The 15,737-nt window shown below is 38.5% G+C and carries 17 protein-coding genes; 11 read left to right on the forward strand and 6 right to left on the reverse strand.

The genetic code is table 11. The annotated features are described in order from the left end of the window. The first annotated feature begins 84 nt into the window (after nt 1–84). The 10 genes from GY23_RS00055 to GY23_RS00100 all read left to right on the forward strand — a co-directional run bounded on the left by GY23_RS00055 (nt 85) and on the right by GY23_RS00100 (nt 9,974). The gene (locus GY23_RS00055; protein WP_075617178.1) at nt 85–438 is read left to right on the forward strand and encodes a hypothetical protein; all 354 of its coding nucleotides are present in this window, start codon (nt 85–87) and stop codon (nt 436–438) included. Between the two features lie 186 nt (nt 439–624). Continuing rightward, the gene (locus GY23_RS00060) at nt 625–1,944 is read left to right on the forward strand and encodes a trypsin-like peptidase domain-containing protein (protein WP_075617179.1); all 1,320 of its coding nucleotides are present in this window, start codon (nt 625–627) and stop codon (nt 1,942–1,944) included. Between the two features lie 149 nt (nt 1,945–2,093). Then, nucleotides 2,094–2,279, forward strand: a complete 186-nt coding sequence (locus GY23_RS00065) for a hypothetical protein (RefSeq protein ID WP_139311053.1) — start codon at nt 2,094–2,096, stop codon at nt 2,277–2,279. 273 nt (nt 2,280–2,552) lie between these two features. Next, a complete protein-coding gene (locus GY23_RS00070; protein ID WP_075617181.1) occupies nt 2,553–3,701 on the forward strand; it encodes an acyl-CoA dehydrogenase family protein in 1,149 nt (382 codons plus the stop codon). Nucleotides 3,702–3,726: 25 nt separating this feature from the next. Next, entirely contained in the window at nt 3,727–4,311 is a 585-nt protein-coding gene (locus GY23_RS00075) for a TetR/AcrR family transcriptional regulator (protein WP_075617182.1), read from the forward strand. 34 nt (nt 4,312–4,345) lie between these two features. Then, nucleotides 4,346–5,842, forward strand: a complete 1,497-nt coding sequence (locus tag GY23_RS00080) for a class I adenylate-forming enzyme family protein (RefSeq protein ID WP_075617183.1) — start codon at nt 4,346–4,348, stop codon at nt 5,840–5,842. Nucleotides 5,843–5,903: 61 nt separating this feature from the next. Then, nucleotides 5,904–6,752, forward strand: a complete 849-nt coding sequence (locus GY23_RS00085) for a 3-hydroxyacyl-CoA dehydrogenase NAD-binding domain-containing protein (RefSeq protein ID WP_211270629.1) — start codon at nt 5,904–5,906, stop codon at nt 6,750–6,752. Nucleotides 6,753–6,981: 229 nt separating this feature from the next. Then, a complete protein-coding gene (locus GY23_RS00090; protein WP_075617185.1) occupies nt 6,982–7,485 on the forward strand; it encodes a divergent PAP2 family protein in 504 nt (167 codons plus the stop codon). 268 nt (nt 7,486–7,753) lie between these two features. Further along, nucleotides 7,754–9,199, forward strand: coding sequence for an aldehyde dehydrogenase family protein (locus GY23_RS00095; protein ID WP_075617186.1), 1,446 nt, complete (start codon nt 7,754–7,756; stop codon nt 9,197–9,199). Nucleotides 9,200–9,653: 454 nt separating this feature from the next. After that, entirely contained in the window at nt 9,654–9,974 is a 321-nt protein-coding gene (locus GY23_RS00100; protein WP_075617187.1) for a hypothetical protein, read from the forward strand. 125 nt (nt 9,975–10,099) lie between these two features. On the opposite strand, the gene GY23_RS00105 is transcribed toward GY23_RS00100, so the two are convergent. From GY23_RS00105 to GY23_RS00120, 4 genes are read right to left on the reverse strand one after another with little or no spacing between them, the layout of a single operon-like run. After that, a complete protein-coding gene (locus tag GY23_RS00105; protein ID WP_425434958.1) occupies nt 10,100–11,335 on the reverse strand; it encodes a TcaA NTF2-like domain-containing protein in 1,236 nt (411 codons plus the stop codon). After that, entirely contained in the window at nt 11,335–11,439 is a 105-nt protein-coding gene (locus GY23_RS18980) for a zinc-ribbon domain-containing protein (RefSeq protein ID WP_139311054.1), read from the reverse strand. The genes GY23_RS00105 and GY23_RS18980 overlap by 1 nt, the downstream gene beginning before the upstream one ends. Beyond that, nucleotides 11,439–13,040: a zinc ribbon domain-containing protein gene (locus GY23_RS00115; protein WP_075617189.1), complete on the reverse strand. Its 1,602-nt coding sequence runs from the start codon at nt 13,038–13,040 to the stop codon at nt 11,439–11,441. Before GY23_RS00115 ends, GY23_RS18980 begins: the two co-directional genes overlap by 1 nt. Before the next feature lie 10 nt (nt 13,041–13,050). After that, nucleotides 13,051–13,542 (reverse strand): zinc ribbon domain-containing protein, encoded by a 492-nt coding sequence (locus GY23_RS00120; protein WP_075617190.1) that lies wholly within the window; start codon nt 13,540–13,542, stop codon nt 13,051–13,053. Between the two features lie 167 nt (nt 13,543–13,709). Between GY23_RS00120 and GY23_RS00125 the strand changes: the two genes are divergently transcribed. After that, nucleotides 13,710–15,143: a TcaA 3rd/4th domain-containing protein gene (locus tag GY23_RS00125; protein WP_075617191.1), complete on the forward strand. Its 1,434-nt coding sequence runs from the start codon at nt 13,710–13,712 to the stop codon at nt 15,141–15,143. 182 nt (nt 15,144–15,325) lie between these two features. On the opposite strand, the gene GY23_RS00130 is transcribed toward GY23_RS00125, so the two are convergent. Together GY23_RS00130 and GY23_RS00135 are read right to left on the reverse strand one after the other, a co-directional pair. After that, nucleotides 15,326–15,511 (reverse strand): H-type small acid-soluble spore protein, encoded by a 186-nt coding sequence (locus tag GY23_RS00130; protein ID WP_075617192.1) that lies wholly within the window; start codon nt 15,509–15,511, stop codon nt 15,326–15,328. Nucleotides 15,512–15,530: 19 nt separating this feature from the next. Then, nucleotides 15,531–15,725, reverse strand: a complete 195-nt coding sequence (locus GY23_RS00135; protein ID WP_075617193.1) for a YfhD family protein — start codon at nt 15,723–15,725, stop codon at nt 15,531–15,533. Between the last annotated feature and the right edge of the window lie 12 nt (nt 15,726–15,737).

The following is a 15,737-nucleotide window of genomic DNA, read 5'->3' on the forward strand; positions in this document are numbered from 1 at the left end:
TCTTGCCTTGTTTGAACCTTCAGAGAGTTTTGTTTTGTCTCTAATGGGTAAAAGATAAATAAACAAACAGTGGGAGATGGAATAATGATAGAAGAAAAAAGAACCTATTATGTTGACATAAACAGTGAAAGTATTTTGCCAGAGCCAGTGGAAAGCACGAGTTTTGTCATTCAAGCAACAGCAAAGGAAGTGCAGGCTTTAGAAGCAGTATTTGAGAAAAAATATGAACATGACTTAGAAACGTATGTACGGTCACATATTCCTTTCCTTGAATATCACCATGATCCCGAAAACGATCGTTATGATGCATCACAGAAAATGATTTATGCAATTCTTTACGTATTGGGTAATAAAGAAGCCAAAGAACATATCGAAGAAATGGGTATCATGACAGACAATAAATCGGAAGATCCTGAAGACATTCGACATCTTCGATAACCAATTAAAGAAGACGGCTGAATTAGCAACTTAAGCCGTCTTCTTTTTTAAAATTGGGTGTATTGTTTTTTTTCTCAAAAAAAGGTCTTCTCCTATTAGTTCTTGTCGAGACTTACCCGAATATGTCTATTTACCTATGAATATTGTAAGGGATAAGGTCAAGGAATAATCGGAAGGAGAGACGTGTTGATTTGTATACATTGCGGGTTGGAAAATGAGCCGGACTCGATGTTTTGTTCAGATTGTGGCACACAAATTAAAGAGAAACATGTAAAAATAAGAAAACCGACTCTGTTGCTGGTAATTGCGATAGTCACCTCCATTTTAGCCATAGGGGGCATTGGATTTGGACTATCGATTGCACTTCATCCGCCTGAAAAGATTGTAAAGGTCGAGACCATCATACAAAAAGAACATGTACCTGTTGTAAAGGAGAAGTCAGAAGAGGCAGCTCAATCAGTCGTGAAAAAAGAGGAAAAGGATAAGACTCAGATAATTAAGGATTCTCAGTCACGTGTTTACACGATTTTTACGGATTCTGGATTCGGATCTGGTTTTTTGTTTGAGGAAAAAGGGACGGTAATTACGAATGCACATGTTGTTGCAGGCTTTACGGAAGTGGTTTTGCGCAATGTGAATGGCCAGCAAACAACGGGTCGAGTGATTGGAATCTCGGATCAGTATGATGTGGCGTTGATCCAAGTGGATGATTATGCAGGGATGCAACCGCTTGAGTTAGAGTTAAGTGAGACGGCCATTGGTACGGAAGTGATTGCTTTGGGCAGTCCTCAAGGGTTAGAAAATTCGGCTTCTATTGGATACCTGACGGGTTTGGACCGATCATTTGAGTCGGATTTCCAATACGAAAATGTTTACCAAATTGATGCACAAATTTCCCCTGGCAGCAGTGGTGGTCCCCTCCTCGATGCGGAAACCGGGAAGGTAATTGGGATTAATTCGGCTATTTTGATTGCGGATCAGTCCATTGGTTTTTCCATTCCAATGTACACAATGGATAGCTTGTTACGATCGTGGTCTACTTCACCGATGGACGCTACTGAAGTGGCAAGTGTATTTTCGTTTTATGATGATGTTGCGTATGATCCAGATTCCTATTATAAAGACAATGAGGAAGGCGATACGTTCTACTTTGAAGAAACGGGTCTGTCTGATTTTATTATTTATTTTAGGGATACCTATGAAGCGGCACTTCTATATGAGGACTATTATTACATTGAAGATATGATTTTATATGATAGCCCAGTATACTGGGAAATGACGGATTATTTTGATGAAATTGCGGGTCAAGGATTTTTCTTTGATTTCATTTCCAATGAAGTCACAGATGTTGTGATTGAATCTGATTACGCAGTGGTCAGCACATTTGAGGTCTTCGATTTTATGGATGCTTCTGGGGGATGGTATAGTTATGAACGGTACAAAGATTATTTCATTGTCATTGATGAGGATGGATATTATCGAATAACAAACATCAATATTTATTAGAATGTTCAAATGGTTTTAATTCAATAGACTATTAATAACACCTTCCTTTCATTTGAATGGGGGGTGTTATTTTATTATGGTGAGGGCGCCTCTGTGTCCGTCACGAATTGGGAAACATTGGTGTATGGATACAAAGGCGTGGAAGGGGATTGAGCAAAGTCTCAGTAGTAAAAATCGAGGGTTACGTAGGAATAAACGACGATGACGTAGGAAATATGGGCGCTCACGTAGGAAAAATCTCGTTCCACGTAGGAATCACCCTTGAAATGGTTGATTTGTCAGTGCAACTGCCACGTTTTCTGTTTAAGGAGTCACTCGCTAGTGGAACACCTTAAAGTAATCGTCCATTTAAGGACAATCAGTTTGTTTGAAATATCGAATTGTCATGTTTTTATTCGGCTTATTTTCATATCGAGTTCAAAAATCAAACAAATTAAAGTGGGGTATTTAACAGATTGTCTGCATACCATTACGTATCAAATAATTTATTCAAAATTTAAACATTGTTTAAAAAATGCATTTACTTTTAGCAATGTCTATCTATACTTAAGAATAAAGAAAGAATTTTCTGATAACTAAACATAATCGACGAAATGGGGTTTCTTAGGATGAAAGTAGCTTTTATGACAGAAGAGCATGATTTGTTTCGTAAGTCTTTACGGAAAATGTTAGATAAAGAAGCGTATCCATATTTTAACCAGTGGGAAGAAGATCGAGAGATTCCGAGAGATTTCTGGCTCAAAATGGGACAGAATGGATTTCTATGTCCATGGGTGGATGAAGCGTATGGCGGATTGGGGCTCGATTTTTCTTATTCGATGATTTTAATTGAAGAGCTCGAACGTGTGGGACAAGGACTTGCTAGTGGTATGTGTTTGCATTCTGATATTGTAAGCCCTTATATTTCGATGTTCGGAACGGATGAACAAAAGCAAAAATGGTTGCCTGGCTGTATTAGTGGAGATTTGATAACTGCAATTGCGATGACTGAACCAGGTGCTGGATCGGATTTAGCTGGCGTCAAAACTACTGCACGTCGCGTGGGAGATTTCTATATTTTAAATGGCGAAAAGACCTTTATTACAAATGGTCTGACGGCTGATTTAGCAGTGGTCGTATGCAAGACAGATCCTCAAGCAAATCCTGCACACAGAGGGATGAGCCTACTTGTTGTGGAAAAAGGGACGGAAGGATTCTCACGTGGTAAAAAACTGGATAAGATCGGTATTCATAGTGGGGATACTGGTGAATTAATCTTTGAAGACGCCAGGGTGCCAGTCGCTAATTTACTCGGAGAAGAAGGAAAAGGGTTTTATTACTTAATGGAAAATCTCCAACAAGAACGTTTGATTGTTGCGATACAGTGCCAAATCGAAGCGGAAGAAATGCTACGCATCACAATGGATTATGTGAAGAACCGAAAAGCATTTGGTCAATCAATCAGCAAGTTTCAAAACACCCAATTCAAGATTGCCGAAATGGCTACCGAAATTGACCTTGGCAGAACCTATGTAAATCAGTTAACGGCTCGTCATTTAACGGAAGAAGACATTGTCAAAGAAGTTTCGATGGCCAAATGGTGGGTCAGTGAAATGGCGAAACGCGTAGCCGCTGAATGTTTGCAGCTTCACGGTGGATATGGCTACATGGAAGAATACGAGATTGCTAGAAGATACCGAGATATTCCGGTAGCAAGTATTTACGCTGGATCGACTGAAATTATGAAGACAATCATCGCCAAGAAACTCGGTTTATAAGAGTTGAGTCAAAGGAGGGGGTTAAGTGAAACTCTCGGAGAAGAAATTATTGAAGAAAAAGGAAGAAATTATCTTATCTGCTGTAAAGATTGTGAACCGCAAAGGCTACCGTAGGGCAACGATGGAAGAAATCGCTGGGGAACTCTTAATGACGAAAGGCTCACTTTACTACTACTTTAAAAATAAAGAAGATTTAGTTTTCCAGTGTCATGAAAAGGTATTATCACAAGCTACAGAAGAACTGGAAAGCCATTTAAATGAATGTATTTCATATGAGGAAAAGTTACGAAGAATGATTGCTACACATATTCAATATGCGATTGAAGAAAAAGAGACGTTTAACATGATTATTAAGCCGGATCAGACATTCTCGACGGAACAATTAAATCCAATCTTGGTGATACGCCACGAATATGCGGGACTGTTTGACCGAGTGATACGAGAAGGAATCGCTCATAGGGAATTCACCATTAAGGAACCAAAAATTGCACGGATGATTTTACTGGGGTCGATGAACTGGATTCAACAGTGGTATAGCCCACAAGGCGGCAAGTCCATGGAAGAGCTACAAGAAATCTATGCTGATTATTTAATAAAGGTCGTTAAGTAAGTGCCATCATTTCAATACAAAGGGGTTTTGAGAGATGTACGTAACTGAAAAATTAGCAGCTATTGCGTTACAACAACCAGATAAAATCATCACATCCTTTCAAGGGCGCGATACAAGCTATTCGGAGTTTTATGAGCAAGCGAAACGATTAGCCGGTTATCTTCAAGGAAAAGGATATCAAAAAGAAGACATTATCGCCGTGTATTTACCAAATTCGGATTATTTTTTAGTATGTTATTACGCATGTCAAATAGGTGGATTTACCGTCATGCCAGTAAACACTAAATTAACGGCAACGGAAGTGAATTATATTTTCACACATTCGGAAGCTAAATTCTTGATTTATGATGTTTGTTTCAATCCATTATTGAATGAAATACAGGACACATTTGAGAATTTCCACGATTATCTTCTGGTCGGTGGTGATGATAGTTTAGTAGCTGTCTTAGGCGATTCATCCATAAAATTTAAGGAAGTTGATGTGAAAGATGATGATACAACGGTTGTTTTCTATACATCAGGTACAACAGGAAAACCGAAAGGCGTTATGCTGACAGCTGGTGCTGTAAGAGCTACTGCTCAAATATGGGGAGAATCGATGAGTCTGACATCTTCAGATCGAATGCAAGTAGTCACCCCTTTATTCCATTGTGCAGCATGTCATGTTTTTTGCATTCCCGTTATTTACGCAGGTGGAACGATGGTAATAGAAGAGGCTTTCTCACCGGAACAAGCACTCAAGACGATGGTACAAGAAGAAATCACGATATTCTTTGGCGTCCCAGCGATGTATAGCATTCTATTAAATACACCTAAAATGGTTGGGTTAGAATTACCGCATCTACGACTCTTTACGTATGGAGCTGCACCAATGCCGTATGAACTGGTTCGAAAAGTGAAAGAGCTTTATCCTGATGTGCAGGTTCAAAATCTATATGGTCAAACAGAAAATTCTCCAGCTGCAACGTCGCTAAAAGACCATCATGCACTTGAGAAAGTAGGCTCAGTGGGTGAACCATTACCGATGACACAAGTACAAGTAGTGGATGAGTTTGGAGATCCACTTCCAATCGGGCAGGTTGGTGAAATCGTGGTGAAAGGTCCTCAAGTAATGAAAGGGTATTTGAAAAATGAAGAGGCGACAAGACAGGCACTTCGAAACGGATGGATGTATAGCGGTGATTTAGGTCGTTTTGATGAAGATGGTCTGCTCTATATCGTTGACCGTAAAAAAGATATGATTATCCGCGGTGGTGAAAATGTGTACCCGGTTGAAGTGGAAGAAGTGCTGTATCAAATTCCCGAACTTTTGGAAGCGGCAGTTGTGGGGGTGCCACATCAAGTTCTTGGCGAGGTACCAAAAGCTTTTGCGGTCTTAAAAGAAGGAAAACAGTTAAGCGAACAAGACATCATCACATTTTGCTCAAAAAAATTAGCCAATTATAAATTACCGGTAGAAGTCATGTTCACTGATAGTCTCCCACGAAATGCCAGTGGAAAAGTGCTGAAGAACTTACTTCGAGAAGCATAGGTGGCATCAATGTGGAAATCCATGCATTTTTATGAACGCCGCAAAGCTGTATTCATAGGGAGTGGAATTGATGAAAATAGGTATACTGGGATCAGGAACCATGGGAAATGGCATTGCTCAAGTAATGGCGTCCGCAGGCTATAAAGTCATCTTACGCGATTTAAGTAACGAAGTATTGGCACAAGCTGAACATAACATCAAAACAAATTTAGGTCGAATATATAAGAAGAAAAACAAGGACATATCAGGAATAGCTGATGTGGTATCAAAGATTACATTCACCACTGATCTAATTGAATTGCGAGAAGTGGATGTAGTAATAGAGGCGATTGTTGAGAATATGGATGTAAAAAAAGGGGTATTTGCCGAACTAGACAATTTATGTGTGGACAAGACGATTTTTGCTACAAACACGTCGGGTTTAAGTGTCACTGAACTTGGTGCGGCCACTCGTCGCTCGGATCGCGTTGTAGGCATGCATTTCTTTAATCCCGTACCTGTCATGAAACTTGTGGAAATCATACGAGGTGCAGATACATCAGATGAAACGTATGAAGTGATATCTCAGTTGACTGAATCAATTGGCAAAGAAGGAATCACCATTTTGGATGCACCGTTGTTTGTAGTGAATCGGATCTTAGTGCCAATGCTTAGTGAAGCCATATTTGTACTCGGCGAAGGCACGGCATCAGCTGAAGATATTGACAAAGGCATGATGCTCGGAGCTAATCATCCAATCGGTCCATTAGCGTTAGCGGACTTAATCGGGCTGGACACCTTAATGTTAGTCCAAGAAACGCTTTTACAAGAAACTGGGGATTCAAAATATCGCATTCCACCTTTGCTAAAAAAACTTGTGAGAGCGGGGCATCTTGGCAGAAAAAGCGGAAAAGGGTTTTATGATTATTGATAGGTAGGCAGGAGCAGCTGGGTTTATACTATCAGCTGTTTTTTGTTCGCCTACATATGTTTTCAGACGTGAAGCTCGAAAAGTCAGAATGAACCTTCTTTGAAAAATAATATGTGAGTGAATTGAAAAACTTTCTGGAATTCCGCATAAGTTTGGGACAAATAGGGTAAAAAATGGGGAGATACATATAAGACACATGGCGTTAATTGATAATTGGAGGGCGAAATAGATGAAAAATATGAATCGAGGAATTATCACGGCATTGGGCGCAATTGGGATTGCCCAAGGTTTGAAAGTATTAACACATAAAAAGTTGACAGGCAAATGGGATTGGAAACAAGCGTTTACGACGGGCGGAATGCCGAGTTCACATTCTGCAGGTGTGGCGGCACTTGCATCCTATGTAGCAGCGAATAAAGGGACACGTCATACGGAAACGGCGGTGGCTGTCGTGTTTGGAACGATTGTTATGTATGATGCGCAAGGAATTAGGCGTCATACGGGGGAAATTGCACAACTTGTAAATGATTTGGAAGATAGTTTTGTGGCCATATCGGGTGATTTCCCAAGTTTTGAATATGTCCAGAGAGAAGTGGAACTCAAGGAACTTCTCGGGCATCAACCCGTTGAAGTTCTTGGTGGGGCTATATTAGGTGTTTTCCTAGGATTGTTGTCTGCCAAAATCGAGAATAAAGAGCGGGAAGTTGAGAAAATCTCACCTACCATGGATTAGTGTATTGATTCTTTGCTTTATCAGTCATCCTGAAAATATTGGTTACAAGGGAATAAAGTGATTGCCAACAGGAATAAACCCAATATAGGAAGGAGCCAGCAACCATATTGTTGCTGGTTTTTAGTTTGACTAGTAATTAACTTAAAGGCTTCAGTAGCTTCAACTGAAAAGGCTTATGATAAAATGAATGAACAACATATATTACTAGCTAGAGAATCATATAAATGTAATTTCACGAAAAAAACAAATCGGCATTGGAGGAGAACTAGTGACCAAATTTGATGGAGAACCAACAAAAGTATTCGGCAATTTAATTAATGGTGAATGGGTCAATAGTGAGGAGACTTTTCTCGTTGAGAACAAATACACCCATGAACCATATGCATATGTTGCGAAAGCAGATGATGCGATTGTTACACAAGCCATTACGAATGCAGTAAAAGTATTTAAGACTGCAAAACTATCAACGACAGATCGCTATACTATTTTAATGAAAGCGGCAAAACTTTTCGAAGAAAGGAAGGAGGAACTTGCTCTAATTATTTGTAGAGAAGCAGGGAAAACGATCACAGATGCTCGAGGTGAAGTGGATCGTGGCATTCAAACATTCATTAACTCTGCAGAAGAAGCCAAACGAATTGCTGGACAAGGGTTACCGATACAAGGTCAGCCTGGAAATGAAGGGAAAATGGCTTTTTCAATCCGTGTTCCCGTCGGTGTTGTATGTGCGATTACACCGTTTAACTTTCCATTTAATTTGACTGCTCACAAAGTAGGCCCAGCTATTGCTGCGGGGAATACAATTGTGTTAAAACCTGCTGAAAAAACACCGGTTTCGGCAATTAAGATGGCAGAGATTTTACTTGAAGCAGGATTACCTGCTGGTTACTTAAATGTAGTAAATGGCTATGGTCATGAAATCGGACCTGTCCTCCTTAAAGACGAACGAATTGCTATGTACACTTTTACAGGGAGTCCGACAGTAGGGAAAGTGATTAAGAGCGAATCGGGTATCCGAAAAGTTACGTTAGAACTCGGAAGTAACTCTCCAAATATTATTCATCATGACGTGTCCGATTTGAAACGTGCAGTCAAACTATGTGTCACAAAAGGCTATGTTAACTCTGGTCAAGCATGTATTTCTGTGCAACGCGTGTATGTTCACTCATCCATTTATGATGAAGTCCTGCGTGATGCAAAAGAAATAGCAGATGCGATTGTAGTAGGAAATCCAGAAAATGATGCAACAGAAGTAGGACCAATGATCAGCATCCAAGAAGCACAACGCGTTGAAAAATGGGTTCAAGAAGCTGTTGAAGCAGGAGCTCGTGTCGTTACCGGTGGTATAAGGGAAGGATCAGTATTTAGACCAACGATTTTATCGGATGTTACTGAAGACATGAAAGTGATGTGTGAAGAAGTATTTGCACCTGTCATCAGCATTGTGCCTTACGATGACATTGACAGAGTCTTTGAATTAGTGAATGCCTCAAGATTTGGGCTGCAAGTTGGATTCTTCACATCAAACTTACATCTTGCCATGAGAGCGGCACAAGAGCTGGAGTTTGGCGGAGTTAATATTAATGATGTGTCAAGTTTCCGTGCAGATATTCTTCCTTACGGAGGGGTAAAGGATAGTGGGGTTGGTAAAGAAGGACCACGAAGCGCAGTCGAAGAAATGACCGATGAAAAAATCATTACGATGCATATTTAATAAGTAGATTAGCCCCCTCAAACTGTGTTTTGAGGGGTATTTTTATGGGGGGAAATAGGTGAACGGGAACAAATGAAGTATGAATGGGTATAAAGTTATTTTGAACGGTTAGAAAGGTTGGATGAACGGGTAAAAATCACACGCGAACGAGTAGAAATCGAAACTAACGGTAAAATAAACGGAAGAGCCAATAACTGGACCGTGTGATAGGTGCATTTTATAAATGTAGGAAAGGTGAAGATTCTAATGAAAGATGATTGGCGATTTGGTTTGTTGATGCCTTATTTTCGTGATGGGCTTTCACTATCATAAAAAAAGGGTGAGAGTATGCCGGTTTAGTTGAAGGGTAATCATAATCAAGTTAGCTGTCATTTTCCTAAGCATAAATTCATAGAGTGGTATGAGGACGTGTATTTTACTTTTTTCAAAATGCTAAGAAGGCTGGTGCAAAGTTATTTCGACAACAAGAATATTAAAATGGGTTAGTGGTGGTCTGGAAGCAATTTTAGGCGTTCCAATTCTTGGAGCAACAATTATTCTAGGTTTATTATGGATTCCGTTAGGTGTGATGTTGGCATTACATATCGTCACATTAGTTTTGACCAAAAAGGATGGTGGCGATACAACAGGCAGCATTTTAGGCATAATCACTTCTTGTGTAGCGTGGATACCTTTTGTCGGAATGGTTATGCATATCATTACTGCTATTTTCCTAATGATTGATGCTTCAAAAGCTGATGATTACGAATCTACTAATTATGTAAAAGCTACATAAGAAATAAAACATAAAGGAATGATTTCATCGGAGATTATTCCTTTTGCAGAAAGACTATTAACCGTTAACAGATCCCTCCTCACATTAAGTGAAGAGGGATCTGTTTTTTTAAGATGGAACTTTCTTTATAGTTCTGTAGTAGTGATAAGTTTATAAAACTTCCATTCTTCACCATCATTTACGAGTAAATGTTCAGTATTGAATGATTTTTGTGCATCTGATTTATCAGGATAAGATATCATGTAAGATTCGAATGTATGGAGAATGATGCCTTCATCAGTCACTTCATAGTCGACAACTTCGCTTTCAATAAGTTGTTCAGTAATGCCTTTTGAATCTAGATAGTCAATATAACTTGCAGATTCCGGACCTGATATACCTCCTGGATGGTAATAGTATTCGACAATCGAGAAATCACGCTCATTGATGGCAGCCACGGCTGCTTGTTGGAAAGCGGCGTATAAATCATCTAACTCCGCTTCTGTTGGCACCGCTACATCATCCACATATTCCGTGTATTCATCTTCCATTACATACTCTTCATCAAACCAAAGTTCGTATTCACCATCTGTGTAGATGTCTTCGGCATATGAAACACGATCATCTAATTCTGCGTGTATGGAGATACTGCCATCCGTTGGCAGGGGACCGATCTCCCCAATATCACGTACTGTTTTTTTAGTACTTTCCCCATTAATGAAGACTATCGCATCTTGTTCATTCGAAAATACGGAAATTGTCGCTGCTTCAATTGGTAGCTCAAGATATACTTCATTGGGTTCTTCTGTTGCACTTGTAAACCATATGGAATCTTCAATGTCACCATACTTACTTTTTACCGAATAGCTAATCTCCTGATCTGAATAAGAAGGGAGGAAACTTCCAATTTTCTGAAAGTCTTCTGAGTTTTTAAGAGCTTTTATTTTTTTGTTAAATGTTACTTTTGTATCTTCGACATATGATGCAACATGTAAGCTGTAGGGGTGAATGATCACTTCATATGTAGGATAAATCCCCAGAAATGATCCGGTTTCTTCAAGAGTGAAGAGACGGTCCCCATCTACACTTTCTATCGCGTCATATCTGTTTCTCTCACGTATTGCAGTTTTTTTCCAATCTTTTACCGTTGTCTCCCAATATGATTCATTTTCAACATAGTCAAGGAACTCTTTCATGACGGACTCTGATGATGACATATTTTGAAGCTGAGGTTTAAATAAGGCTAATGCCTTTCGTTCATCTTTTTGAGTCAGTATTTTTTCGAATTCATATATGGTCGAATACGCACCGGTTTTTTCTTTTATCTGTCCGTGTGTAATAAAGAGTGCAACGGCTAGTAAGGTACCAATGATGATCCATATTAAGCCTTTAGGTTTTTCTTTTGGATGTGATAATTAGATCCGCAATTAGGACAAAAACCACTTCTTTGTTTAACCTGATGATGACAGTTCGGACAAGCATTCATTATGCATTTTCTCCTACATATCGTTTTAAATATCCACCTATACTAATGAAGGCAAGTGCAAATAATGTTGAAATGATAAAGACTGGAATTAAATTTGGTTGGATTTGCATCATGAATTGACCAATGTCGAAAACCTCATCCCCACCAACCTCTGTAGAGATCTCAATACTTGAGAAAATTCTAGTAAATGTCATGACAATCCCATAAATAGCACTGAATTTAAGTAATTCAATCAAATGCAAGCCATGAGTTCTATATAGGAAGAATCCGGCAAGTATGAGAATTAAGACTGGAATAAGTATGCTAGCTTTTAATAATAATGGAAGACCATCTTCAATGAAAAATAAAGTACTGACCATTTCATAAATACTCAAATCTTCTAATTCACTTAAACTCTTAACTGAGCTAAATAAATGTAGTGAGAAATACTCATTCCCATTATCAAATGATGTGAAGTTCAATGGTATTAAATGACTTAAATTCCACCCCCACAAACCCATTGGACCTGCAAATAAAGTACCCAAGCTCGTTGTTTGCTCAGTCATTAGTTCTCCTTCAAAGTATTTTCCGGATATACTAAAATAAATGCCTGTAAAAATGGTAATACCAACCAAAGAAATCAACGTCGAATACACTAAATATTGCACATAAGTTGCTTTGGTTTGTACATAAGCGACTACGTCTTTACCGTAAACCATAACTAATGCTGCTAAACCTGCGATACTTGCAGCAAGAATGGCACCAACTATAAATGATTCAATAAGGGGGAAGGACCCTTTCATTTTAAGGTCCACTTCAGTGTAAAATACATCAATTTGCTTTTTAAATGTAAAACTTGCAATTAAAGATGAAATTAGTAAGAATATGCCATACAAAACACTGAATCCAAGGACAGACTCACCCAGTGATAGGCCATTTCTTTTAACTAAATAACCAAGGAATAATCCGCCAATGATTAAGATAATACCTATGATAAATAAGAATGATAGCGTAATATTTTGTACATTCAGTTCAGCATCTGCTTTATAAAATTCTCCATCTTCTTCAGCACTTACTTCACCGCTTAATTCAAAATCAACACCATGCAAGAGGGAAACATACGTAAACATGTTGTATATATTAGGGAAGTCAATTTCCATGCCAGTTGCATCATTGATCATCTCACTCAAGAATTCTACTTGCTTTATATCAGATTTTGATATTTCACCATCTGAATTTTCAATGATAAAATTCTCTGCTTGCGATTTGATGATAAACGCTGCTACCAAAGTCAAAAGAATCGATAATCCAACTGCCATCAAGATTGAAGTCAGTGATTTTTTTGAAGTCATGCCACTAGATAATGTAGGCATTTTGAAAGGTTGTTGTTGCACTTGTGCAATAGGACTTTTCTTAACATTCCCCAATTTCATCGTACTATGGGATTCACCGCAGTGACGACAGTACTGTGCAGCAATTTCAACTGTGTTACCACAACTTGCGCAAAATCCTGCAGTTCGATGTTCTACTGGAGAAGGAATGACTTGTTGCATATCCTGTCCATCGTTTGGACAATAGTTCGTGTATGTAGGATGTTTCATTCCGCATTCTTTACAAAACATAGTACCCCTCCTATAATGCAGCCGTTGCGTGGCCACAACAAGGGCAATACACAGCGGAACTTGGGATATTTTCTTCGCATGAATGACAAGGTGTTGTCGATTCTTCCATTTTTTCTGGAATGACTACTGGTGTACCACATGATCCACAAAACTTATCTGATGGTTTTACTTCCGTTCCACATGACGCACACATATATGCCTCTTGAGAAGATGATCTTAGCGCTTCCATCGTGATTGATTGATTGTAAATTTCTTTATCAATTGCTTCAATATCAGTAGTAATCCCTTGGAAATCCGAATCATTCATTTCATTGAGACGCAATTTTTTATACAACTTACTGCCCATTTGAACGATTAATTCTTGGCGTTTTTGTCGAAGTATGTAGACAGATTGCTGAATTTGACTTATCTCTTGTGCTACTTGCAGTTTTTGTTTCCCTTGTTGGATCGAACCTTGAATTTTGTTCAAGCCCCCACCGATTTTATTCTGGAAATCACTCATTATTTTATTCCTCCGTTAGTATATTTGATGTTGATAGTTAAATAATATCATAAGATTATCCACTTTATGAGTCATATTCACTAAATTTACAAGTATATTACATACAATTCCAATCTTGTTCATGGTATATTTACTACATTAAGGAAGATATTTGGAGGTTTAAGCCTATGAAAAATTGCTCGAATTGCGGTGTCGAAAAAAAAGGTTCAGAAAAATTTTGTATTAACTGCGGGAATAAATTTGAGGTAGTGGTAGAGCAACCCAAAGCTCGTGCGGCAGCACCAAATCAACCGAAAAGAAGTACAATAACCCCGAAACAACGAAAATTAAGAATCGCAGGAATCGTTTCAGTGACGGTCTTTCTACTGGGATTATTAGGGGGGCACCTCTTCTTAAAATCAAAATACGATGTATCGAAAACCATTAACGAAATGAATCAGGCATACATAAAGAATGAACAAGCACTGTTTTTATCGTTTTTTAGTGTGGCGGACAACGTAGTAAAAGATGAAGAAGGGTTTTATTCATTTGTAGAAGATCAAGATTGGGAAGATATTCGGGATCAAATGAAATCAGAAGTGAAACAACTGGAAACAGAAAGTTTGTCCAATATTATTAAAGATTCAGAGGGGAATAAATTTATCTCCGTAGTAAATGATCCTATTCTCTTTGGTCTGTATGATCGTATTTCTTTCTTGGTCCATCCAGTAAAAGTGGAAACTGAGATACCAATGGATAATGCAACCATAGTCATGAACGATAAAACTGTTACTGGGGCAACGGGAGAAAACGTCGTTGTCGGGAATTTCTTACCAGGTAGTTATTCATGGAGTGCATCTGTCCCAAGCGAATTTTCTCCAATAGAAGCAAAAGGGTCTATTGAGGTAAGTGGCGATGGACGTAATGTCTTTGTTTTTACGCCATCATTTGAAGCTGGCATGATCACAGTTACTTCTGACATATCAGATGCTGTTTTGTGGGTTAATGGGAAGTCTACAGGGAAAACAGTAAAAGAAATGAATTCAATTGGTCCTGTCCCTTTTAATGGCAAAGTCGAAATAACAGCTCAAGCAAAAAATGAAAATAACGCTGTTGTTAAAGGGGATATAGTAAAGGTTGAATCTGACACAGCTCATATTAAATTTGCCCATATTCAAGAAAAAGTTGCTACGGATCGTGCCAAACAGCAGGAAGCAGAGGAATTGCAACAATTGGAAGAAGAACATGAAATCCCTCTGACGGATTTCATTGATTCTTTCCGTTATGTATTTGAGGATGCATTGAATTATCAAGACTTCTCTTACATTGCAGATTATTTTCCAACTGGAAGTCAAATACAAACGGATTACTTTGACGATATAGAACGTCACGCCGCTTTAGAAGTGTCCTACTATTATGACTTTCAATCAAATACTATCACCAGTGTTAAAGCTATTGATACTAACACATTTGTCGTGAACACGGCCGAAATGTTCTTCTTCACTTCTAATGAACAAGAGTTTAAGTATGACAAAACAAAGGCTTATACCATTAAAGTTCAAGGCGATGAATACTTGATTCATAGTATCGAAGTTTTGAAAAGTGAATTTGTGGAAATTTAATGAAGAAATTCACTATAGTATTGGTTATCGTAGCTCCTGCGCAAGATCGTCGCTGAAAAGCTGTGCTAGGCGCAAATACATTCTTTCGTTTTGTATTCAAAATAACGGCATTATGTAACATAGTTAAATAATAAAAAGCGGCTGAGATATTAAATCTTCAGCCGCTTTTATTAATGATTTTCCTAGTGAATGACTTCTTCCAACTCTTCGATATCTACTTCTGATCGTTCTTCATTTGCATTTCTTAAATGCACCGTGGCCATTCTTCCGTTTTCGTGTACTTGGTCAATCCATACAGACACCCCGTTGTAGATGACTTCAGTTTCTGAAGGCGAATTCACAATTTGTTTGATTCGAGTTAATTCCAAATTTATACCTCCTTAAGGGTTAATGTTTCGGGTATCTCACTTTTGTGAGATATTGAGTAGATTTGTTTAATCCTTTTAAGGCTTTGTCACCAATTTCAGCAAATTCACTCGCCAATTCTTCCTTCACTCGACCTGGTTCAATTTTAAGGTTTTTCGGCGTTTGCGGTAATGTGTTTTTGCCATTGCTTTGCTTATTATGATCGTCTCTACCCAAGATCCATCATCC

The sequence above is a fragment of the Paenisporosarcina indica genome, assembly GCF_001939075.1.
Taxonomy (GTDB): Bacteria; Bacillota; Bacilli; order Bacillales_A; family Planococcaceae; genus Paenisporosarcina; species Paenisporosarcina indica.

Excerpts from the sequence above, each read along its gene's own strand:
- GY23_RS00055 (WP_075617178.1), top strand. The coding sequence starts at position 85 with ATGATAGAAGAAAAAAGAACCTATTATGTTGACATAAACAGTGAAAGT.
- GY23_RS00070 (WP_075617181.1), top strand. The coding sequence starts at position 2,553 with ATGAAAGTAGCTTTTATGACAGAAGAGCATGATTTGTTTCGTAAGTCT.
- GY23_RS00080 (WP_075617183.1), top strand. The coding sequence starts at position 4,346 with ATGTACGTAACTGAAAAATTAGCAGCTATTGCGTTACAACAACCAGAT.
- GY23_RS00090 (WP_075617185.1), top strand. The coding sequence starts at position 6,982 with ATGAAAAATATGAATCGAGGAATTATCACGGCATTGGGCGCAATTGGG.
- GY23_RS18980 (WP_139311054.1), bottom strand. The coding sequence starts at position 11,439 with ATGAATGCTTGTCCGAACTGTCATCATCAGGTTAAACAAAGAAGTGGT.
- GY23_RS00115 (WP_075617189.1), bottom strand. The coding sequence starts at position 13,040 with ATGTTTTGTAAAGAATGCGGAATGAAACATCCTACATACACGAACTAT.
- GY23_RS00120 (WP_075617190.1), bottom strand. The coding sequence starts at position 13,542 with ATGAGTGATTTCCAGAATAAAATCGGTGGGGGCTTGAACAAAATTCAA.
- GY23_RS00125 (WP_075617191.1), top strand. The coding sequence starts at position 13,710 with ATGAAAAATTGCTCGAATTGCGGTGTCGAAAAAAAAGGTTCAGAAAAA.